Origin of the sequence: Kitasatospora sp. A2-31 (assembly GCF_022288725.1) — a bacterium.
GTDB lineage: Bacteria > Actinomycetota > Actinomycetes > Streptomycetales > Streptomycetaceae > Kitasatospora.
This window is the reverse complement of the sequence record NZ_JAKNTA010000014.1, coordinates 78,029-98,690: the sequence shown is the minus strand read 5'-3', so window position 1 is coordinate 98,690 and position 20,662 is coordinate 78,029. Positions and strand designations below refer to the sequence as shown.

At 70.8% G+C, this 20,662-nt stretch carries 22 protein-coding genes; 21 read left to right on the top strand and 1 reads right to left on the bottom strand.

What is annotated here, in order from left to right; all coding sequences use genetic code 11:
- Positions 1-133: 133 nt before the first annotated feature.
- The 17 genes from prfA (at position 134) to MCM47_RS31055 (ending at position 16,185) form a co-directional block, all read left to right on the top strand.
- Complete coding sequence (gene prfA, locus MCM47_RS31135) at positions 134-1,210, top strand: peptide chain release factor 1 (protein ID WP_238865264.1); 1,077 nt, start codon at positions 134-136, stop codon at positions 1,208-1,210.
- A 61-nt stretch (positions 1,211-1,271) separates the two neighbouring features.
- Positions 1,272-2,138 carry a peptide chain release factor N(5)-glutamine methyltransferase gene (gene prmC, locus MCM47_RS31130; RefSeq protein WP_238865263.1) on the top strand — a complete coding sequence of 289 codons (867 nt, stop codon included), beginning with the start codon at positions 1,272-1,274 and terminating at the stop codon, positions 2,136-2,138.
- Between the two features lie 88 nt (positions 2,139-2,226).
- Positions 2,227-2,874, top strand: a complete 648-nt coding sequence (locus tag MCM47_RS31125; protein WP_238865261.1) for an L-threonylcarbamoyladenylate synthase — start codon at positions 2,227-2,229, stop codon at positions 2,872-2,874.
- Positions 2,875-2,903: 29 nt separating this feature from the next.
- On the top strand, positions 2,904-3,545 hold the full coding sequence (locus MCM47_RS31120; protein ID WP_238865392.1) for a protein-tyrosine-phosphatase: 642 nt from the start codon (positions 2,904-2,906) through the stop codon (positions 3,543-3,545).
- A gap of 178 nt (positions 3,546-3,723) precedes the next feature.
- The gene (gene glyA / locus MCM47_RS31115) at positions 3,724-5,067 is read left to right on the top strand and encodes a serine hydroxymethyltransferase (RefSeq protein WP_238865259.1); all 1,344 of its coding nucleotides are present in this window, start codon (positions 3,724-3,726) and stop codon (positions 5,065-5,067) included.
- 160 nt (positions 5,068-5,227) lie between these two features.
- On the top strand, positions 5,228-6,571 hold the full coding sequence (locus tag MCM47_RS31110) for an MraY family glycosyltransferase (protein ID WP_238865257.1): 1,344 nt from the start codon (positions 5,228-5,230) through the stop codon (positions 6,569-6,571).
- Between the two features lie 295 nt (positions 6,572-6,866).
- Positions 6,867-7,310 (top strand): hypothetical protein, encoded by a 444-nt coding sequence (locus tag MCM47_RS31105; RefSeq protein WP_238865255.1) that lies wholly within the window; start codon positions 6,867-6,869, stop codon positions 7,308-7,310.
- Positions 7,311-7,595: 285 nt separating this feature from the next.
- Complete coding sequence (atpB, locus tag MCM47_RS31100) at positions 7,596-8,408, top strand: F0F1 ATP synthase subunit A (protein ID WP_238865253.1); 813 nt, start codon at positions 7,596-7,598, stop codon at positions 8,406-8,408.
- A gap of 91 nt (positions 8,409-8,499) precedes the next feature.
- On the top strand, positions 8,500-8,736 hold the full coding sequence (atpE, locus tag MCM47_RS31095; protein ID WP_148642913.1) for an ATP synthase F0 subunit C: 237 nt from the start codon (positions 8,500-8,502) through the stop codon (positions 8,734-8,736).
- Positions 8,737-8,776: 40 nt separating this feature from the next.
- Positions 8,777-9,337: a F0F1 ATP synthase subunit B gene (locus MCM47_RS31090; protein ID WP_238865251.1), complete on the top strand. Its 561-nt coding sequence runs from the start codon at positions 8,777-8,779 to the stop codon at positions 9,335-9,337.
- Entirely contained in the window at positions 9,334-10,149 is an 816-nt protein-coding gene (locus tag MCM47_RS31085; protein WP_238865249.1) for a F0F1 ATP synthase subunit delta, read from the top strand. Before MCM47_RS31090 ends, MCM47_RS31085 begins: the two co-directional genes overlap by 4 nt.
- A 151-nt stretch (positions 10,150-10,300) precedes the next feature.
- Entirely contained in the window at positions 10,301-11,875 is a 1,575-nt protein-coding gene (gene atpA, locus MCM47_RS31080; RefSeq protein WP_238865247.1) for a F0F1 ATP synthase subunit alpha, read from the top strand.
- Positions 11,876-11,907: 32 nt separating this feature from the next.
- Entirely contained in the window at positions 11,908-12,822 is a 915-nt protein-coding gene (locus MCM47_RS31075; protein ID WP_238865244.1) for a F0F1 ATP synthase subunit gamma, read from the top strand.
- A gap of 2 nt (positions 12,823-12,824) precedes the next feature.
- Positions 12,825-14,270: a F0F1 ATP synthase subunit beta gene (gene atpD, locus MCM47_RS31070; RefSeq protein WP_238865242.1), complete on the top strand. Its 1,446-nt coding sequence runs from the start codon at positions 12,825-12,827 to the stop codon at positions 14,268-14,270.
- A 184-nt stretch (positions 14,271-14,454) separates the two neighbouring features.
- Positions 14,455-14,838, top strand: coding sequence for a F0F1 ATP synthase subunit epsilon (locus tag MCM47_RS31065; protein ID WP_030302765.1), 384 nt, complete (start codon positions 14,455-14,457; stop codon positions 14,836-14,838).
- A 148-nt stretch (positions 14,839-14,986) separates the two neighbouring features.
- Positions 14,987-15,487, top strand: a complete 501-nt coding sequence (locus MCM47_RS31060; RefSeq protein WP_238865240.1) for a DUF2550 domain-containing protein — start codon at positions 14,987-14,989, stop codon at positions 15,485-15,487.
- 125 nt (positions 15,488-15,612) lie between these two features.
- Positions 15,613-16,185: a cob(I)yrinic acid a,c-diamide adenosyltransferase gene (locus MCM47_RS31055; protein ID WP_238865238.1), complete on the top strand. Its 573-nt coding sequence runs from the start codon at positions 15,613-15,615 to the stop codon at positions 16,183-16,185.
- Between the two features lie 39 nt (positions 16,186-16,224).
- Here MCM47_RS31055 and MCM47_RS31050 read toward each other — a convergent pair whose 3' ends face one another.
- A complete protein-coding gene (locus tag MCM47_RS31050; protein WP_238865236.1) occupies positions 16,225-16,815 on the bottom strand; it encodes a hypothetical protein in 591 nt (196 codons plus the stop codon).
- Between the two features lie 154 nt (positions 16,816-16,969).
- Between MCM47_RS31050 and MCM47_RS31045 the strand changes: the two genes are divergently transcribed.
- The 4 genes from MCM47_RS31045 (at position 16,970) to MCM47_RS31030 (ending at position 20,596) form a co-directional block, all read left to right on the top strand.
- Entirely contained in the window at positions 16,970-18,181 is a 1,212-nt protein-coding gene (locus MCM47_RS31045; RefSeq protein ID WP_238865234.1) for a sensor histidine kinase, read from the top strand.
- Positions 18,178-18,828 (top strand): response regulator transcription factor, encoded by a 651-nt coding sequence (locus MCM47_RS31040; protein WP_238865232.1) that lies wholly within the window; start codon positions 18,178-18,180, stop codon positions 18,826-18,828. Before MCM47_RS31045 ends, MCM47_RS31040 begins: the two co-directional genes overlap by 4 nt.
- Positions 18,829-19,007: 179 nt before the next feature.
- A complete protein-coding gene (locus MCM47_RS31035; RefSeq protein ID WP_238865230.1) occupies positions 19,008-19,877 on the top strand; it encodes a 3-hydroxyacyl-CoA dehydrogenase family protein in 870 nt (289 codons plus the stop codon).
- A 374-nt stretch (positions 19,878-20,251) separates the two neighbouring features.
- On the top strand, positions 20,252-20,596 hold the full coding sequence (locus MCM47_RS31030) for an STAS domain-containing protein (protein WP_238865228.1): 345 nt from the start codon (positions 20,252-20,254) through the stop codon (positions 20,594-20,596).
- Positions 20,597-20,662: the final 66 nt, after the last annotated feature.

The window sequence follows — 20,662 nt, the reverse complement described above, 5'->3', positions numbered from 1 at the left end:
TTCCCGGTGCCCCCGTACTCGTTCCGGGGGCGCTGGGGGCCGGCGCCGTTCGCATCCCCCGGCGCACGAGCGCCCCGCGACCCCCGCCCCGCGACCCCCCCCACCACCCCATCTCACGGGAAGAAGGCCACCCATGTTCGAGGCAGTCGAAGAGCTCCTCGTCGAGCACGCCGACCTCGAGACGAGGCTGGCCGACCCGTCCGTCCACGCCGACCAGGCCAACGCCCGCAAGCTGGCCAAGCGCTATGCGGAGCTGACCCCGATCACCCGGGTCTACCGGGAGTGGCGGCGGGCCGGCGAGGACATCGAGGCCGCGCGTGAACTCGCCGCCGAGGACCCGGACTTCATCTCCGAGGTGAAGGACTCCGAGGCCCGCCGCGAGGAGCTGACCGAGGAGCTCCGGCTGCTGCTCGTGCCGCGCGACCCGAGCGACGACAAGGACGTCATCCTGGAGATCAAGGCGGGCGAGGGCGGTGAGGAGTCGGCGCTGTTCGCCGGCGACCTGCTGCGGATGTACCTGCGCTACGCCGAGCGGATCGGCTGGAAGACCGAGATCATCGACTCCAACGAGTCCGACCTCGGCGGCTACAAGGACGTCTCGGTGGCCGTGAAGACCAAGGGCAACGCCGAGCCCGGCCAGGGCGTCTGGGCCCGGCTGAAGTACGAGGGCGGCGTGCACCGCGTGCAGCGCGTCCCCGCCACCGAGTCGCAGGGCCGCATCCACACCTCCGCGGCGGGCGTGCTGGTCACCCCCGAGGCGGAGGAGGTCGAGGTCGAGATCCTCGCCAACGACCTGCGGATCGACGTCTACCGCTCGTCCGGCCCCGGCGGCCAGTCGGTCAACACCACCGACTCCGCGGTCCGGATCACCCACCTGCCGACCGGTATCGTGGCGTCCTGCCAGAACGAGAAGAGCCAGCTGCAGAACAAGGAGCAGGCGATGCGCATCCTGCGGTCGCGGCTCCTGGCCGCCGCCCAGGAGGAGGCCGAGCGGGAGGCCTCGGACGCGCGCCGGAGCCAGGTCCGCACCGTGGACCGCTCCGAGCGGATCCGCACCTACAACTACCCCGAGAACCGCATCTCGGACCACCGCACGGGCTTCAAGTCGTACAACCTGGACCAGGTCCTGGACGGCGACCTGAACGCGGTGATCCAGTCCTGCGTGGACGCGGACGCGGCGGCCAAGCTCGCCGCGGCCCAACAGAACTGAGACCGGCGTCCGGGCACCACTGCCGTCAGTAGCCGGAGCGCAGAAACAAGAGGTCGTACGGATGAACCTGCTGCTCGCCGAGGTGGCCCAGGCCACCCAGCGGTTGGCCGCGGCCGGCGTGCCGTCGCCGCGCTTCGACGCGGAGGAGCTCGCCGCCCACGTCCACAACGTCAAGCGCAGCCAGCTGCACACGGTGAAGGACGCCGACTTCGACGCGCGCTACTGGGAGGCCGTCTCCCGGCGCGAGGCGCGCGAGCCGCTCCAGCACATCACCGGGCGGGCGTTCTTCCGCTACCTGGAGCTGGAGGTCGGCCCCGGCGTCTTCGTGCCCCGCCCGGAGACCGAGTCGGTCGTCGAGTGGGCCATAGACGCCGTGCGCGACATGGACGTCGCCGAGCCGCTGGTGGTCGACCTCTGCTCCGGCTCCGGCGCCATCGCGCTGGCCCTGGCCCAGGAACTGCCGCGCTCCAGCGTGCACGCCTTCGAGCTGGACGAGGGCGCGCTGCGCTACACCCGGCGCAACATCGAAGCGAGCTCCGACCGCGCCCGCGTCACCCTGCACGCCGGCGACGCCACCCGCGCCTTCGAGGACGACCGCTCCTGGGACGGCCGCTTCGACCTGGTCATCTCCAACCCGCCGTACATCCCGCTCACCGAGTGGGAGTACGTGGCGCCCGAGGCGCGCGACCACGACCCGCAGATGTCGCTGTTCTCGGGCGAGGACGGCCTGGACACCATCCGCGGCATCGAGCGGGTCGCCGCCCGCCTGCTGCGCCCCGGCGGCGCCGTGGTGATCGAGCACGCCGACACCCAGGGCGGCCAGGTGCCGTGGATCTTCAACGAGGACGGCGGCTGGACCGACACCGCCGACCACCGCGACCTGAACAACCGCCCGCGCTTCACGACGGCACGGAAGGCCTCGCTGTGACAGGCCGGCGCCGTACCACCGCGGGCAGGGCGGCGCCGCCGAGCGCGACCGCCCACGTGATCAGCCATCTCGGAAGGGGACCGCACCGATGAGCCGCCGCTACGACTGTGCCGACGCCGGGGACCGTGCCACCGGCCTGCGTGAGGCCGCCTCGGCTATCCGCCGCGGCGAACTCGTCGTACTGCCCACCGACACCCTGTACGGCGTGGGCGCGGACGCCTTCTCGCCCGATGCCGTCGCCGCGCTGCTGGCCGCCAAGGGCCGCGGCCGCAACATGCCCTCGCCGGTCCTGGTCGGCTCGCCGACCACCCTGCACGGCCTGGTCACCGACTTCTCCGAGCAGGCGTGGGAGCTGGTCGACGCCTTCTGGCCCGGCGGCCTCACCCTCGTCGCCCGGCACCAGCCCTCGCTGCGCTGGGACCTCGGTGAGACCCGCGGTACCGTCGCGGTCCGGATGCCCCTGCACCCGGTCGCGATCGAGCTGCTGAACACCACCGGCCCGCTGGCCGTCTCCAGCGCCAACAAGACCGGCGGCCCGTCCCCGGCCACCTGCGACGAGGCCCAGCAGCAGCTCGGCGACGCCATCTCCGTCTACCTGGACGGCGGCACGGCGGACCACGCCACCGCGTCCTCCATCGTCGACGTCACGGGCAAGGTCCCGGTCCTGCTGCGGGCCGGCGCGATCAGCGCCGAGCAGCTGAGGGAGGTCGTCCCCGACCTGGAGGCCGGCAGTTGACGGCCGCCTCCCTCCATGCCGGGCCCGGCATATCGCCGTACCTGAGCGTGGGTCCCAGGCCGCTGGACCACTTCCGCATCCTGTTCGTCTGCACCGGGAACATCTGCCGCTCGCCGATCGCCGAGCGGCTCACCCGGCGTGAGCTGGACACCCGGCTCAGCCCCCGGGTGGCCGGCCGGATCCTGGTGGAGAGCGCCGGCACCTGGGGCCACGAGGGCGCGCCGATGGAGGAGCACGCCGCCACGGTGCTGGACGAGTACGGCGCCGACAGCGGCGGCTTCACCGGCCGCGAGCTGCTGGACGAGCACGTGGTCGAGGCCGACCTGGTGCTCACCGCGACCCTGGACCACCGCGCCCAGGTGATCTCGATGGGCCACGAGGCCGGGCTGCGCACCTTCACCCTGAAGGAGTTCACCCGCCTGGTGCGGACGATAGACCCGGGCACCCTGCCCGATCCGCGGCGCGGCGCCGACGTCACCGAGCGCGCCCGCGCCCTGGTGCGGGCGGCGGCCGCACTGCGCGGCTGGTTGCTCGCCGCCAGCCCGGAGTCGGACGAGGTGCACGACCCGTACGGCGCACCGATCGGCATGTTCCGCAACTGCGGCGAGGAGATATTCCACGCGGTGGACCCGGTGGTCACGGCGCTGACGGGCATCCCCGCGCCGCGGTGAGGGTGAGGGAGTGAGGGGGTGACACTCCGGCACCGGGCGCCGGTCCCGGTGGCTGCCGCCGGGTGGGTGCACCCGGTACGCGTCGGCAGGACGGCCGGGAGGACCGGTCCTACGCTGGAGGAACCCTCACCCCAGCCTCCGGCCGGGAGGCGCCCCGATGCAGCCCGGGAGCCCCGCCATGACCGTCACCGATGCCGCGACCGGATCAGCCGGAACCGCCGAGACGACCGGGACGACCGGGACGACCGGGACGACCGGGACGACCGGGAGGGGCGCCCCCTCCGGCGGCCGCTGGGCCTCCGAGACGCTGCGCCGGGCCGACCCCCAGCTGGCCGACCTGCTCGCGGCCGAGGCCGAGCGCCGCGCCGAGAGCATCCAGCTGCTCGCGGGGGAGAACCTCACCAGCCCGGCCGTGCTGGCCGCGCTCACCGGTCCCCTGATCGACAAGTACGCCGAGGGCTACCCGGGCCGCCGCCACCACACCGGCTGCGCGCTGGCGGACGCCGCCGAGCTGCTGGCGATCGACCGGGCCCGCGCGCTGTTCGCCGCGCCGCACGCCAACGTCCAGCCCCGGTCCGCCACTTCGGCGATGCTCGCGGCCTACGCGGCACTGCTGCGACCGGGTGACACGGTGCTGGCGATGTCGCTGGAGCACGGCGGCCACCTGAGCTGCGGCTCGCGCGCCAACTTCTCCGGCCGCTGGTTCGAGTTCGTCGGCTACGGGGTGCGCCGCGAGGACGGCCTGGTCGACCTCGACGAGGTCCGCGCGCTCGCCCGGCGGCACCGTCCCAAGGCCATCGTGGCCGGCTCCATCTCCCACCCCCGCCACCCCGACTGGGCCGCCTTCCGGGAGATCGCCGACGAGGCGGACGCCTTCCTGATCGCCTCCGCCGCGCAGACCACCGGCCTGGTCGCGGCGGGCCTGGCGCCCTCCCCGGTGCCCTACGCGGACGTCACCGTGGCCGCCACCCACAAGCTGCTCCGCGGTCCGCGCGGCGGCCTGCTGCTCTCCACCGCCGAGCTGGCCGAGCGGATCGACCGGGCGGTCTTCCCGTTCAGCCAGGGCGGCGCGGCGATGAACGAGGTGGCCGGCAAGGCCGTGGCGCTGGCGGAGGCCTCGACGCCCGCGTACCGGGCCTACGCGGAGCGGACGGTGTCCGGGGCGCGGATCCTCGCCGAGGGGCTCGCAGAGGCCGGAATGCGCCCGCTGACGGGCGGTACCGACACCCACCTGGTGACCGCGGACGTCTCGCCGCTCGGGATCAGCGGCGCCGAGGCGGAGCGCCGCTGCGCCGCGGCGGGCGTGCTGCTCGGCAAGTGCGCCGTCCCGTACGATCCCGCGCCGCCCGCCGAGACCTCGGGGATCCGGCTCGGGACCGGTACCGTGACCTCGCAGGGCATGGGCGAGGCCGAACTGGCCGAGATCGCCGGGCTGGTCGGACGGCTGCTCACCGGGGGCACGGACGTGCGGATCGGGGCCCGCGTCCGGGAGCTCGCCCGGGTCTTCGCCGGCCGGCGATGAGCGGGCAACCCGATCTCCTACCCGGTAGGGCGAACCGCGATGCGTGCCCCGGGCGTCGGACTCAATAAGGTGTGTGCCGTGGCGACGCACCTCGAAACCCGGACAGACACGGGAGTACCTTCGGTACCCACCCGTCGGACAGTGATGCAGGAGGCCAGTGGTGCGTGAGTATCTGCTGGTGCTGTTCTGCACCGCGGCCGTCACCTACCTGCTGACCGGGCCGGTCCGGAAGTTCGCGATCGCGGCCGGCGCGATGCCGCCGCTGCGCGCCCGTGACGTGCACCGGGAGCCCACACCGCGGCTCGGCGGCATCGCCATGTTCGGAGGGCTCTGCGCCGGCATCCTGGTCGCCTCGCAGCTGGACAACCTGTCCAAGGTCTTCTCCCAGGGCACCGACATCCGCGCGCTGCTCTCCGGCGCCGGGATCATGTGGCTGCTCGGCGTGCTCGACGACAAGTGGGGCGTGGACGCGCTGGTCAAGCTCGGCGGCCAGATGATCGCCGCCGGTGTGATGGTCTGGCAGGGCGTCACGGTGATCACCCTGCCGGTGCCCGGCGTGGGCGCGGTCGCGGTGAGCCCCACCCAGGGCATGGTCATCTCGGTCACGCTGGTGGTCGTCATGGTCAACGCGGTGAACTTCATCGACGGCCTGGACGGCCTGGCCGGCGGCATGGTCTGCATCGCCGCGATGGCGTTCTTCCTGTACTCCTACCGGCTCTGGTACGGCTACACGATCATGGACGCGGCCCCCGCGGTGCTCTTCAGCGTGCTGTTGATCGGCATGTGCATGGGCTTCCTGGCGCACAACCTGCACCCGGCCCGGATCTTCATGGGCGACTCCGGCTCGATGATGCTCGGCCTGATGCTCGCCGTCGCCGCGATCTCCATCACCGGCCGCGTCGACCCCGACCTGATCACCAGCGAGACCGGGTCGCAGACCGCCACCGTCCACGCCCTCGTCCCGATCTACATCCCGCTGCTGCTGCCGCTGACCGTCATCGCGCTGCCGCTGGCCGACCTGCTGCTCGCCGTGGTCCGCCGCACCTGGGCCGGCCAGTCGCCGTTCGCCGCCGACAAGCGCCACCTGCACCACCGCCTGCTGCAGGTCGGCCACTCGCACAGCCGGGCGGTGCTGATCATGTACTTCTGGGCCGCGCTGATCGCCTTCGGCACGGTCGCCTTCTCGGTGACCAACACCGGCCGCACGGTGGTGCTGACGCTGGCCGGGCTCTGCCTGGTCGGCCTGGTCGTACTGCTGACCCCGCGGTTCCGCCCGCGGGCCCCGCGGGCCGTGCAGTCCTTCGTCCCGCCGCGCTACCGCCGCCGCCCCGCCGCCGGCCGTGCCGCCGCCGCGGCGGTCACCGGGAGCGAGGCCGCCGCGGTCGCGCCGGCCTCCGCACCGATGGCTGAACTGTCGGCGAAGGACAAGGAACTGCTCGGTGAACTCGGCAAGGGTTCGTCCGCGGTCTCCGGCCGGGGGCACGGTAGTGGCCGTGTCCGATAGGTGAATTGACGTACCGTCATCCGGGTTCATCCAAACGGCGGCACTCTTGCTCCGTTGGTGTGACAGGTGCCACACATTCATGGTAAAGCTCTCATCAAATAGTTTGTGATACCGTTCACGAGTACCGAGAACACGCCGAAAGACCTCACAGGTGGATGACTTCCGTCCCTGGCCGGTCTCCCTCGACGGGCTCGCCGTCGAGCGGCCGGCCTGCGGCTCCCCCTCGGTCCGGTGTCACCCACCACGTTCTGTGCCCGTCCCCCTGCCACATCGACATGCCGCCGGAGTTGCCGACATGCCGTCCAACGACGCCCGGATCCTCCGAGGCGCCGCGATCCCCACTGCGGTCGCCGGAGTCATCGCGATGGTGATCTCCTTTGCCGTCGCGGGTGGCAAGGGACTGCTCGGCGCCCTCTTCGGAACGCTGCTGGTGATGGCCTTCTTCAGCTCCGGCCAGGTCGCACTCGACCGGCTGACCAGGTCGAACCCGCACATCATGATGGCCGCGGCGCTCCTGGTCTACACCACTCAGATCCTGCTGGTCGGCATCGTCCTCGCGGTCTTCAAGAACACCGACCTCTTCAACCGGCAGGCGTTCGCCTTCACCCTGCTGGGCTGCGCCCTGATCTGGACGGGCTTCCAGGTGCGCGGCGCACTCAAGGCCAAGACCTTCTACGTCGACCCCGACGCCACCGAAAACAAGGCCGACAAGCCTTCCGACCCGGGGCGTCAACAGTGACGAGGCCGGGCTGTCCCCCCAACGAGGGGGGCGGTGTTTATGCCGCACTGACGGGCTGCTATCGTCCGTCGCAACAACGGAGTACGGGAAGAGGCCTGGTCTGTCCGATCGGTGGACGGATCGCCCCCCGGACCCGCGCAGTCTTCGATGATCCCGCGACGGTGCGACGCACTGCCGCGCAGGGTCCGCGAGAAACCCATCAAGTACCAGTGCCGCTCCGTGGTCGCAGGCCACGCCGACACACCGAGGTTGCCGTAACCATGCGTCACGACGAAGGAGTCCGTGGTGAGTGCTGAACTCACGAAGCTCGCCTCAGGCAGTTGCCACTTCGGGGACGCAGGCTGCGGCTTCCCGGCCCCGGGTCTGAACGAGTTCCAGTTCAAGCCGATCTTCACGATCGGCAGCGTCGAGTTCAACAAGCCGATGCTGCTGTCGATGATCGTCGCGCTGCTGGTCGTCGTCTTCTTCTGGTCGGCCTTCGCCAAGCCCCGCCTCGTTCCGGGCAAGCTGCAGCTGGTCGCCGAGATCGGCTACGACTTCGTCAAGCGGTCCATCGTGCTGGAGACGATCGGCAAGAAGGGCGAGAAGTACGTCCCGATGCTCGTCTCGATGTTCTTCTTCATCTGGCTGATGAACATCATGTCGATCATCCCGTTCGCCCAGTTCCCGGTCACCGCGGCGATCGCGTTCCCGGCCGGCCTCGCGGCCGTCGTCTGGGTCACCTACATGACGCTGACCTTCAAGAAGCACGGCTTCGTCGGCGGCTTCAAGAACCTCTGCTGGCCCTCGGGCATCCCCGGCTGGGTCATGTTCATCCTGGTGCCGATCGAGTTCTTCTCGAACATCTTCGTGCGCCCCTTCACGCTCGCGGTCCGAGCCTTCGCGAACATGTTCGCCGGCCACCTGCTGATCGTGATGTTCTCCATCGCCTCCTGGTACCTGCTCAGCCCGACCCTGGGTGCGCTCTACGGCTCGGCCTCGTTCATCGTCGCCGTCGCCCTGACCGCCTTCGAGCTGCTGGTCCAGTTCCTGCAGGCCTACATCTTCGTGATGCTGGCCAGCAGCTACATCGCCGGTGCCCTCGAAGAGGCGCACTGAGCCAGGGGGCCTCGGCCCTCCCTGAACCAACCTCCCGGATCGCCCGGTGGCCAATCACCACCGGTTCACCACCCTGCAAAGGACAACTGCAATGAGCTTCCTCGCTGAGGGCACTGTCTACGGTTCCGTCGCTTCCATCGGCTACGGCCTCGCTGCGATCGGCCCCGGCATCGGCGTCGGTCTCATCTTCGGTAACGGTGTCCAGGCCATGGCCCGCCAGCCCGAGGCTGCCGGTCTCATCCGTTCCAACATGTTCATCGGCTTCGCGCTGACCGAGGCGCTGGCCCTCATCGGCATCGTCATGCCGTTCGTCTTCGGCAACAAGTAATCCCGCCGCAGACCCTTTCGAGGAAGGTCCAGATATGAGCATGGGCATCGTGGCTCAGCTTGCGCAGGAAGAGGAGAAGATGAACCCTCTCCTCCCCGCGTGGCCCGAGATCATCATCGGCCTGCTCTGCTTCTTCATCGTCTTCGGCCTGCTCGGCAAGAAGCTCCTCCCCAGCATCGAGAAGGTGCTGTCGGAGCGCCGGGACGCCATCGAGGGCGGGATGGAGCGGGCCGAGGCCGCTCAGGCTGAGGCCCAGGCCCTGCTTGAGCAGTACCGCGCCGAGCTCGCCGAGGCGCGTCACGAGGCTGCCCGCATCGTCGAGCAGGCTCGCGAGCAGGGCGCGGCCCAGCTCGCCGAGATGCGCGAGGAGGGCCTGCGTCAGCGCGAGGCCATCGTCGCCGCCGGCCACGCCCAGATCGAGGCCGACAAGAAGCAGGCGACCGCCGCCCTGCGCCAGGACGTGGGTTCGCTGGCCTCGCAGCTGGCCTCCCGCATCGTGGGTGAGTCCCTCGAGGACCACGCGCGGCAGAGCGGCGTCGTCGACCGCTTCCTGGACGAGCTGGAGGCCAAGGCCGCCGTTGCTCAGGGTGCGGCCAAGTGATCGGCGCTAGCCGCGAGGCCCTCGCCGCCGGGCGGCAGAACCTCGAGGGTCTGACCGACTCCACTTCGGTGGACGCGGCCAAGCTCGCCGAGGAGCTCACCGCCGTCACGGTCCTGCTGGACCGTGAGGTGTCGCTGCGCCGTGTCCTGACCGACCCGTCCCGGTCGGGTCAGGACAAGGCCCAGCTGGTCTCCTCGCTGCTGGCCGGCCAGGTTTCCGGCGAGACGGTCGACCTGGTCTCGGGCCTGGTCCGCTCCCGCTGGTCGGGTGCGCGCGACCTGGTCGATGCCACCGAGGAGCTGGCCGCGTACGCCGAGGTCATCGCCGCCGACAAGGCCGGTGTCCTGGACGACGTCGAGGACGAGCTGTTCCGGTTCGGCCGGGTGGTGAGCGGCTCGCACGAGCTGCGCAACGCCCTGACCGAGCCCAAGGCCGGTGCCGCCGCCAAGGCGGAGCTGATCAAGAAGCTGCTCGGCGGCCGCGCCAACGCGGGCACCGTCCGGCTGGTGATCGCCCTGGTCAACCACCCGCGTGGCCGTAGCCTTGAGCAGGGCCTCGAGTCCTACTCGAAGCTCGCCGCCGCTCGGCGCGGGCGCGTGGTGGCCCTGGTCACCACCGCGGTGCCGCTGTCGGACGTCCAGAAGGAGCGGCTCTCGGCCGCTCTGGGCCGGATGCAGGGCCGCCAGGTCCACCTGAACATCGACGTCGACCCCACGGTCGTCGGCGGGGTCCGGGTCCAGATCGGCGACGAGATCATCGACGGCACCGTGTCGAGCCGCCTCGAAGGCGCTCGCCAGTCGCTCGAAGGCTGAGCACCGAAGCACATCCGACCCTCGGTCGGGACCCGGCTCCACCGGAGCCGGCAAATCGTACGGCCGGTTCGAGAGACCCGGCCGAGAGTCGAATACTTGCGGCCCTCAATGGCGGGCCGAGGATCGCAAACTAGGAGAGCAGGGAAGCCTGATGGCGGAGCTTACGATCCGTCCGGAGGAGATCCGGGACGCGCTGGCCGACTTTGTCCAGTCGTACCAGCCGGACGCCGCCTCTGTTGAAGAGGTCGGCACGGTCACCGAGGCCATGGACGGTATTGCCAAGGTCGAGGGTCTGCCCTCGGTCATGGCCAACGAGCTGCTGAAGTTCGAGGACGGCACGCTCGGCCTCGCGCTGAACCTCGACACCCGCGAGATCGGTGTCGTCGTCCTCGGCGAGTTCAGCGGCATCGAGGAGGGCCAGACGGTGCGCCGCACCGGCGAGGTTCTCTCCGTGCCGGTCGGCGACGGCTACCTCGGCCGTGTCGTGGACCCGCTGGGCAACCCGATCGACGGCCTGGGCGACATCGCCTCCACCGGCCGCCGCGCCCTGGAGCTGCAGGCCCCGGGCGTCATGGCCCGCAAGTCGGTCAAGCAGCCGCTGCAGACCGGCATCAAGGCCATCGACGCGATGACCCCGATCGGCCGTGGCCAGCGTCAGCTGATCATCGGTGACCGCCAGACCGGCAAGACCGCCGTGGCCGTCGACACGATCATCAACCAGCGCGACAACTGGCGCTCGGGCGACCCGGAGAAGCAGGTCCGCTGCATCTACGTCGCCGTCGGCCAGAAGGGCTCCACCATCGCGTCCGTCCGCGGCGCCCTGGAGGAGGCCGGCGCGCTGGAGTACACCACGATCGTGGCTGCTCCCGCCTCCGACCCGGCCGGCTTCAAGTACCTCGCCCCGTACACCGGCTCGGCCATCGGCCAGGAGTGGATGTACGACGGCAAGCACGTCCTGATCATCTTCGACGACCTGTCGAAGCAGGCCGAGGCCTACCGCTCCGTCTCCCTGCTGCTGCGCCGCCCGCCGGGCCGCGAGGCCTACCCGGGTGACGTCTTCTACCTGCACTCCCGCCTGCTGGAGCGCTGCGCCAAGCTGAACGACGCCCTGGGCGGCGGCTCGATGACCGGTCTGCCGATCATCGAGACCAAGGCCAACGACGTCTCGGCGTACATCCCGACCAACGTCATCTCCATCACCGACGGCCAGTGCTTCCTGGAGTCCGACCTGTTCAACGCCGGCATCCGCCCGGCCGTGAACGTCGGTATCTCGGTCTCCCGCGTCGGTGGCTCCGCCCAGATCAAGGCCATGCGCTCGGTCGCCGGCCGCCTGCGTCTGGACCTGGCCCAGTACCGCGAGCTGGAGGCGTTCGCCGCCTTCGGTTCCGACCTGGACGCGGCCTCCAAGGCCCAGCTGGAGCGCGGTGCGCGCATGGTCGAGCTGCTGAAGCAGGGCCAGTACCAGCCGTTCCCGGTCGAGGAGCAGGTCGTCTCCATCTGGGCCGGCACCACCGGCAAGATGGACGACGTCCCGGTGGCGGACATCCGCCGCTTCGAGCGCGAGTTCCTGGACTTCGTGCGCCTGCAGCACAAGGACCTGCTCGCCGGCATCGTCGAGACCGGTCTGCTCGCCGACGGCACCGTCGACGCGCTGACCTCCGCGATCGAGTCCTTCAAGCAGGGCTTCACCACCGCCGACGGCAAGCTCCTCGGCGAGCAGGCCTGAGTCCGGTAGCGAGGGAAAGGACGTAACGACCCATGGGAGCACAGCTTCGGGTCTACAAGCGCCGGATCCGCTCTGTCACCGCGACGAAGAAGATCACCAAGGCGATGGAGATGATCTCCGCGTCGCGCATCGTCAAGGCGCAGCGCGCGGTGGCCGCCTCCACTCCGTACGCCGATGAGCTCACCCGGGCGGTGAGGGCGGTGGCCACCCGGTCCAACGCCAAGCACCCGCTCACCACCGAGAACCCGAACGCCGCGGTCGCCGCGGTCCTGCTGATCACGGCCGACCGTGGTCTGGCGGGCGGTTACTCGTCCAACGCCATCAAGGCCGCGCTGGCGCTCACCGAGCGCCTGCGCGCCGAGGGCAAGGAAGTGGTGACGTACATCGTCGGTCGCAAGGGCGTCTCGTACTACACCTTCCGCAACCTCACGGTGGCGGGGTCGTTCACGGGATTCTCCGACAAGCCGACCTACGGTGACGCGAAGGCCGTGGCGGCCGACCTGATCGAGGCCTTCACGGCCGAGACCGGCGGCGTGGACGAGCTGCACCTGATCTCGACGAAGTTCGAGTCGATGCTGACGCAGACGGCGGTGGACGCCCGGCTCCTGCCGCTGAAGCTGGACGAGGTCCAGCTCAGCGACCAGAAGCCGGCCAAGGCGGAGATCTTCCCGCTGTACGACTTCGAGCCGTCGGCCGAGGGCGTCCTGGACGCCCTGCTGCCGCGGTACGTCGAGAGCCGGATCTACAACGCGCTGCTGCAGTCGGCCGCTTCCGAGCACGCCGCCCGCCGCCGCGCGATGAAGAGCGCGACGGACAACGCCGGCGAGCTCATCAAGTCGCTCACGCGGCTTGCCAACTCGGCCCGTCAGGCCGAGATCACCCAGGAAATCAGCGAGATCGTCGGTGGCGCCAACGCGCTCGCTGACGCCAGCCGCGGGAGCGAATGAGTATGACCACCACTGTTGAGCCGACCACGGCGACGGGCCGCGTCGCGCGGGTCATCGGCCCGGTCGTCGACGTGGAGTTCCCCGTCGACGCGATTCCGGACATGTTCAACGCCCTGCACGTCGAGGTGGACAACCCCGACGGCACGGGCAAGAAGACCCTCACCCTCGAGGTCGCCCAGCACCTCGGCGACGGCCTGGTCCGCGGCATCTCGATGCAGCCGACCGACGGCCTGGTCCGCGGTTCGCAGGTCGTCGACACCGGTGCCGCCATCTCGGTGCCGGTCGGCCAGATCACCAAGGGCAAGGTGTTCAACGCCCTCGGTGAGGTGCTGAACGTCGACAAGGCGGAGTTCGACTCGCAGGTCGAGGTCCGCTGGCCGATCCACCGCAAGGCCCCGAACTTCTCCGAGCTCGAGTCGAAGACCGAGATGTTCGAGACCGGCATCAAGGTCATCGACCTGCTCACCCCGTACGTCCAGGGTGGCAAGATCGGTCTGTTCGGTGGTGCCGGTGTCGGCAAGACCGTTCTGATCCAGGAGATGATCTACCGCGTCGCCGAGAACTTCGGTGGTGTGTCGGTGTTCGCCGGCGTCGGCGAGCGCACCCGTGAGGGCAACGACCTCATCGACGAGATGGTCGACTCGGGCGTTCTGGACAAGACCGCGCTGGTCTTCGGCCAGATGGACGAGCCGCCGGGCACCCGTCTGCGCGTGGCCCTGTCCGCGCTGACCATGGCGGAGTACTTCCGTGACGTCGAGAAGCAGGACGTGCTCCTCTTCATCGACAACATCTTCCGGTTCACCCAGGCCGGTTCCGAGGTGTCGACCCTGCTCGGCCGTATGCCCTCCGCGGTGGGTTACCAGCCGAACCTGGCCGACGAGATGGGCCTCCTGCAGGAGCGCATCACCTCGACCCGCGGTCACTCGATCACCTCGATGCAGGCGATCTACGTCCCCGCGGACGACCTGACCGACCCGGCGCCGGCGACCACCTTCGCCCACCTGGACGCGACCACCGTTCTCTCGCGTCCGATCTCGGAGAAGGGCATCTACCCGGCCGTCGACCCGCTGGACTCCACGTCCCGCATCCTCGACCCGCGGTACATCGCGCAGAACCACTACGACACGGCCGTCCGTATCAAGGGGATCCTGCAGAAGTACAAGGACCTCCAGGACATCATCGCGATCCTCGGTATCGACGAGCTGTCCGAGGAGGACAAGGTCACGGTTCACCGTGCCCGCCGCATCGAGCGCTTCCTCTCGCAGAACACCTACGTGGCGAAGCAGTTCACCGGTGTCGAGGGTTCGACCGTGCCGCTGTCGGAGACCATCGAGGCCTTCAACGCGATCGCGGACGGCAAGTACGACGCCGTTCCGGAGCAGGCCTTCTTCATGTGCGGTGGCATCGAGGACCTCGAGAAGAACGCCGCCGAGCTCGCGAAGAAGTAGTCGCGGCCGGTAGCAGCTGAGTGACCGTGAGGGGTGGCCCCAGGCCCTGGGTGCCACCCCTCGCGTCGCATCGGCTGTGATTCCGGTCAAATCCGTGCCGCCGGTTTCATGCCGGGGGCGCGGGCCCGTTATTCTTACCGAAACTCCCGAGTAATCGGGTGTTGCATGAGCCTAGGAGCCCACGTTGGCTGAGCTGCACGTCGAGCTGGTCGCAGCCGACCGCAAGGTGTGGTCCGGTGCGGCCACCATCGTCGTCGCCCGTACGGCCTCCGGTGACACCGGCATCATGCCGGGTCACACCCCGGTGCTGAGCGTGCTGGAGACCGGCCCGGTCACCATCCGCACCACGGACGGCGGCACCGTGATCGCCGCTGTCCACGGCGGCTTCATCTCCTTCGCCGACAACAAGCTGTCTCTGCTCGCGGAGATCGCCGAGCTGGCGGACGAGATCGATGTCGCCCGTGCCGAGCGCGCGCTGGAGAAGGCCAAGTCGGACCTGGACGAGCACGCCGAGCGCCGCGCCGAGGTGCGGCTGTTCGCGGCGCGCGGTCTCAAGGCCCACGCCTGAGTGCGCCGGACCCTGGCTTAGCGGGGTCGACCGACGGTCCCGGGGACGCGTGAGCGTGACCCCGGGACTGTCGTCTCAGTTGGTAGGTCAACGCGGTCGCCTGGTTCGACCGATACGGGGAACGCGGGTAGCGAGGAGGTAGGTGAGCATGGTCCTCGCCCTTGTGGTGTGTGCGGCGGTCGTGGCGCTGGGTGTGATCGGCCTGGTCGCGTTCGCGGTACGCCGCCGTGTGATCCAGCGGGCGGGCGGCACCTTCGACTGCAGCTACCGGCTCAAAATGCCCGCCGACGCCTCCACGCAGCCCGACCTCGACGAGAACGGCAAGCCCACCTCGGCCCCGGTCCCCCAGACCGATGGCAAGGGGTGGGTTTTTGGTATCGGCCGCTACAGCGGGGACTCGATCGAGTGGTTCCGGGTGTTCTCGTACGCCCCGCGCCCGCGCAAGGTGCTGCCGCGCCGGGAGATCGAGGTGCTCGGCCGGCGCTACCCGGAGGGGCAGGAGGAGCTGGCCCTGCTCTCCGGCTCGGTGGTGCTGCGCTGCCTGCACAACGGGGCGCCGCTGGAGCTGGCGATGAGCGAGGACGCGCTCACCGGCTTCCTCGCCTGGCTGGAAGCCGCCCCACCCGGGCAGAGAGTCAACGTCGCGTAGCGACGAGACCCTCGGGGTGGGGGTACCTCCCGGCCGAAGGCTGGGGGAGGGTGAATGTCGCGTAGCGACGAGACCCTCGGGGTGGGGGGTTAACGGCGCTTAACCGGCCCGGCTACGCTGGCCGCATGGTCAATCTGACGCGCATCTACACCCGTACCGGCGACGACGGCACCACCGCGCTCGGCGACATGAGCCGGACCACCAAGACCGACCCGCGCCTGGTCGCGTACGCCGACACCAACGAGGCGAACGCCGCGATCGGGGTCGCGATCGCCGTCGGCGGGCTCGGCGAGGACGTCGCCGCGGTGCTCACCCGGGTGCAGAACGACCTCTTCGACGTCGGAGCGGACCTGGCCACCCCGGTCGTGGAGGACCCGAAGTACCCGCCGCTGCGGGTCCTGCAGTCCTACATCGACCGGTTGGAGGAGGACTGCGACCGCTTCCTGGAGCCGCTGGAGAAGCTGCGCAGCTTCATCCTCCCCGGCGGCACCGCCGGCGCCGCCCACCTGCACCTGGCCTGCACGGTGGTGCGTCGGGCCGAGCGGGCCACCTGGGCGGCGATCGAGGAGCACGGGGACACCGTGAACCCGCTCACCGCCAAGTACCTCAACCGGCTCTCCGACCTGCTGTTCATCCTGGCCCGGACGGCCAACAAGGAGCAGGGCGACGTGCTCTGGGTGCCGGGGGAGAACCGCTGAGCCGCTGCCGCGGCCCGGCTGCCGGGCCGCGGCACCGGCTCAGCGGTTCTGCGGGACCTCCCAGCCGACCACGCGGCCGTTCTCGACGATCGCGCCGGCCGGTGCCTGCTTGGGCCAGAGCGAGTAGCAGCCGGCCACGATCGCGTTGATCACGGCCGCCGTGCCGAGCTTCACGTACCAGCCGGTGAAATCGGAGAAGTGCGCGGCGCCGGCGGAGAGCGGCACCAGCAGGGTGATCAGGGAGAGCGTGACGCCGGCCGAGACCGCCGTCCGGCCGGCGATCCGCCACTCGTGGCGGGTCCGCTCCGGCCCGTACTCGGGGGAGCGCGGGGGCTTGGGCCCGCCGGCGTAGCGGTGCTGGAACCGCCCGTCGGCCCAGCGCACGATGGACGGCCCGTAGCCGATGGAGAAGCCCGCGTAGCTCGCGGCCAGGGCGTGCGTCCAGCTCACGGCGGAGCCACCGCGCAGGTCGAGGACGGTGAGGGCGAACAGGGTCAGGTCCACCACCGGCAGGCCGACCAGCAGCACGGTGCTCAGGGTCCGCATCCGTAGCAGGTAGCGGGTGGCCAGGCCGAGGCCGAGCAGGACCCAGAAGGCGGCCTCGGCCGCGACGATCAGTGTGACGATCATGATGTGCACCCCGTTTCCACGATGCCTCCAGCCTCCCGGGCGCGGGTGCGCGCGGCGTCGTCGCCGGAGCCGAACCGGGCCTGCATCCTTCGATGTACCGCGGCTCCTCCGCGCACCCGAGCCGGGGCCGGTCCGGGGATGATCTGATGGGCTCGTGCGCAGACCGACACTCACCCCGCGGCAGGAGGACCGGGCGATCGCCCTCTTCGGGCTGCTCGGGGGCCTGCTGCTGATCGCCCTGAAGGTGTACGACCACTCCTCGACGGTCCCGCGCTGGGTGACCGTCCCTCCGCTGCTGGTGATGGCCGCGCTGGAGCCGGTCCGGCGGACCCGGCCGGTGCTCACCGTGACGGTCGGCGGGTTCGCCTTCGCGGTCAGCATCTTCACCGGCGCCCTGCTGGCGACCAGCCTGATGTACACCGACCTGCTGTACGCCGCGGTGCTCTACGGCACCCCGAGGATGTCGCGGATCCTGCACCTGACCGGTGCGGCCTCGGTGCTGGTGCTCTCCACGCTGGTGCTGGTCTACAGCGACGCCTCCAACGCGGCGGCCGTCGTGGTGCTGACCACGCTGATCTACCTGGCGCCGGTCTGGACCGGCGACCTGGTGCGCAAGCACCGCGAGGAGGCGGACACCCAGCGGCTGCGCGCCGAACAGACCGCGCTGCTCTCCGAGATGGACCGGCGCGAGGCGGTGATCGCCGAACGCGCCCGGATGGCCCGCGAGTTGCACGACGTGGTGGCCAACCACCTGTCGGCCATCGCGATCCGCGCCACCGGCGCGCAGTCGGTGGCCCGGCGCCGCCACCGGCCCGAGGACGACCCGCTGGTGGAGGCGCTGGGGGTGATCCGGGAGAACAGCGTCCAGGGTTTGGCCGAAATGCGCCGCATGATCGGGCTGCTGCGGGACAGCGGCGGGGGCGAGGCCGACGAGTCCTACGCCGCGCCGGACCTGCGGGCCGTCGACGCGCTGCTGGCCAAGGCGAGGGCGGCCGGCCAGGACGTCGGACTGGACTTCGAGCTCACGGAGAGTGGCGAGCGCGGTGAGCTGGCCGTACCGGTCGGGCTGGCGGCCTACCGGATCGTGCAGGAGTCGCTGACCAACGCGCTCAAGCACGCCGGCCCGGGCCGGGTCGCGGTACGGCTCGACTACCGGCCGCAGGAGCTGCGGATCGCCGTCGACAGCCCGTACCGCAGGGGCGCGGGCCAGGAGCTGCCCGGCGCCCGGGCGGGCATGGTCGGGATGCGGGAGCGGGCCGGTCTGCTGGGCGGCAGCTTCGCGGCCGGTCCGGAGGGCGAGTGCTGGGAGGTGCGCGCGGTGCTGCCGCGCGCCCTGGTGACCGAGACCGAGGAGGGGCGGGCATGACGATCCGGGTGCTGGTGGCGGAGGACCAGGCGGCGGTGCGGACCGCGCTGGTGATGATCCTGCGGGCGGAGCCGGACCTGGAGGTGGTCGGGCAGGCCGCGGACGGCGAGGAGGCGGTGCGCCTCGCGCTGGAACTCCGGCCCGACGTGGTGCTGATGGACGTGCAGATGCCCCGGCTGGACGGGGTCTCGGCGACCCGCCAGGTGGTCTCCGCCGGGGCGGCCCAGGTGCTGGTGCTCACCACCTTCGACCTGGACGAGTACGTCTACGGAGCGTTGCGGGCCGGAGCGGCCGGGTTCCTGCTCAAGGACCTGGAGGCGGACGCCCTGGTCGAGGGCATCCGCACGGTGGCGCGCGGGGACGGCATGCTGGCGCCGTCCGTGACCAGGCGGCTGATCGGCACCTTCGCCCGCCCGGAGCGCACGGTCGGTCCCGCGGCACGGGAGGCCCTGTCCGGCCTCACGCCGCGCGAGCGGGAGGTGCTGGCCTGCATCGGCGCCGGGCTCTCCAACGGCGAGATCGCGGGGCGGTTGGCGATGGCGGAGGCGACCACGAAGACGCACGTCAGCCGCATCCTGGCCAAGCTGCAGCTGCGCAGCCGGGTGCAGGCGGCGATCCTGGCGCAGGACGTCGGTCTGACCATCTGATCGACCGACCTGCTCGTCCGGCCGGGTCGGTCGCAGATCACACTCCCGGTTGGCACCACGGCGAGCCGATCGGCACTAAAGTCGCGCGGTGAGCGATGCGGCTCGTGGTGGGTGACCCCTGCGCTGAGCCGCCTTCAGGGCCCGCCCGCGAGGCGGCGACGGCATCGGGAGACCCAGCCATGAGCAATGCGTCCAGCAAGCAGATCGCCGTGATCGGCGCCGGCCTCATGGGAGCCGGCATCGCCCAGGTCTCCGCCCAGGCCGGCCACCCGGTGGTGCTGCGGGACGTGACCGAGGAGGCGCTGCAGCGCGGCCTCGCAGGCATCCGCGCCTCGTACGAGAAGTTCGTCTCCAAGGGCAGGCTGTCGGCGGAGGAGGCCGAGGCGGCGCTGGGCCGGATCACCACCACCACCGACCTGGGTGCGGTCGCCGAGGCCGACATCGTGGTCGAGGCCGTCTTCGAGCAGCTGGAGGTCAAGGAGGGCGTCTTCCGCGAGCTCGACAAGCTGGCCAAGGACGGCGCGGTGCTGGCCTCCAACACCTCGGCCATCCCGATCACCCGGATCGCCGCCGCCACCCAGCGCCCCGAGTCGGTCGTCGGCGTGCACTTCTTCTCCCCGGTGCCGCTGATGAGGCTGGTCGAACTGGTCCGCGGCTACAAGACCAGCGACGAGACGCTGGCCACCGTCCGCGCCTTCGCCGAGGGCGTCGGCAAGGAGGTCGTGGTGGTCAACCGCGACGTCGCCGGCTTCGTCACCACCCGCCTGATCACCGCGCTGGTCGTGGAGGCCGCCAAGCTCTACGAGTCGGGCGTGGCCACCGCCGAGGACATCGACACCGCCTGCCGGCTCGGTTTCGGCCACCCGATGGGCCCGCTGGAGACGGCCGACCTGACCGGCGTCGACATCCTGCTGCACGCCGCCCGGAACATCTACGCCGAGACCCAGGACGAGAAGTTCGCCGCGCCGGAGATCATGGCGCGCATGGTCACCGCCGGTGACCTGGGACGCAAGAGCGGCCGGGGCTTCTACCCGCACCCGGGCAAGTGACCCACCGGGGCAACTGACGCGGCGGGCCGCGCGGTCGCAGGACCGGACGGCCCGCCCCGCCCGGGAGCGGGTGAGTTTCCTCACGCCGGGTGCCGCAGACGGGTGATTTGGGCGGTAATCGAGCGTAGGTGTGGAGAGTACCTGCGTATATTCCCTCGGACGAGTGAAGTTGCTTCAGATCTGGCCGGAACCAGCAACCTGCGGAGCTGGTTCCCCGTCAGATGAGGGGGAACCCGGCCCGGGCTCACGACGCCGTGGCCGGTCCCGGGCGCGGGGCTCGAGGCCCGCCCGGACGGACACCGCCCGACCCCGGACCCGGCACGGCCGGGGCGGGCCGACCTGTACCAGTGACCCGCCAGGCGGAGGAGGAGACCATGCGCATCACCGGCGACCACGCGGCGCTGGCCATCGAGGGCCGCCTCGACGTGCGCACCGCCGCCGACGCGCGGGTCCGGCTGCACCAGGCCGTCGACGGCGGGCTGGGGGACCTCGTCCTGGACCTCGCCCGGCTGGAGTTCTGGGACGCCACCGGCCTCGGCGTGATCATGGGCACCCACCGGCGGGCCGGCCGGATCGGCCGGCGGCTGGTGCTGCGCTCCGTCCCGGCCCAGCTCCAGCGGCTGCTGGTGGCCACCCGGCTGCACCGCATCCTCGCGGTGGAGGGCGTGGTCGCCGAGGCCCGCGGCGCGACCCTGCCCGCGCTGGGCCCGGTGCTGTAGGGCGTCCGCAGCCCTTCCGAGAGCCCCTGTCGCCGGCCCCGGACCGCCTTCGGGGCGGGACCGCCC

Coding starts and splice junctions, on each gene's coding strand:
- prfA (WP_238865264.1), top strand. CDS start 134: ATGTTCGAGGCAGTCGAAGAGCTCCTCGTCGAGCACGCCGACCTCGAG.
- prmC (WP_238865263.1), top strand. CDS start 1,272: ATGAACCTGCTGCTCGCCGAGGTGGCCCAGGCCACCCAGCGGTTGGCC.
- MCM47_RS31125 (WP_238865261.1), top strand. CDS start 2,227: ATGAGCCGCCGCTACGACTGTGCCGACGCCGGGGACCGTGCCACCGGC.
- glyA (WP_238865259.1), top strand. CDS start 3,724: ATGACCGTCACCGATGCCGCGACCGGATCAGCCGGAACCGCCGAGACG.
- MCM47_RS31105 (WP_238865255.1), top strand. CDS start 6,867: ATGCCGTCCAACGACGCCCGGATCCTCCGAGGCGCCGCGATCCCCACT.
- atpE (WP_148642913.1), top strand. CDS start 8,500: ATGAGCTTCCTCGCTGAGGGCACTGTCTACGGTTCCGTCGCTTCCATC.
- MCM47_RS31090 (WP_238865251.1), top strand. CDS start 8,777: ATGGGCATCGTGGCTCAGCTTGCGCAGGAAGAGGAGAAGATGAACCCT.
- atpA (WP_238865247.1), top strand. CDS start 10,301: ATGGCGGAGCTTACGATCCGTCCGGAGGAGATCCGGGACGCGCTGGCC.
- MCM47_RS31075 (WP_238865244.1), top strand. CDS start 11,908: ATGGGAGCACAGCTTCGGGTCTACAAGCGCCGGATCCGCTCTGTCACC.
- atpD (WP_238865242.1), top strand. CDS start 12,825: ATGACCACCACTGTTGAGCCGACCACGGCGACGGGCCGCGTCGCGCGG.
- MCM47_RS31060 (WP_238865240.1), top strand. CDS start 14,987: ATGGTCCTCGCCCTTGTGGTGTGTGCGGCGGTCGTGGCGCTGGGTGTG.
- MCM47_RS31055 (WP_238865238.1), top strand. CDS start 15,613: ATGGTCAATCTGACGCGCATCTACACCCGTACCGGCGACGACGGCACC.
- MCM47_RS31050 (WP_238865236.1), bottom strand. CDS start 16,815: ATGATCGTCACACTGATCGTCGCGGCCGAGGCCGCCTTCTGGGTCCTG.
- MCM47_RS31040 (WP_238865232.1), top strand. CDS start 18,178: ATGACGATCCGGGTGCTGGTGGCGGAGGACCAGGCGGCGGTGCGGACC.
- MCM47_RS31035 (WP_238865230.1), top strand. CDS start 19,008: ATGAGCAATGCGTCCAGCAAGCAGATCGCCGTGATCGGCGCCGGCCTC.
- MCM47_RS31030 (WP_238865228.1), top strand. CDS start 20,252: ATGCGCATCACCGGCGACCACGCGGCGCTGGCCATCGAGGGCCGCCTC.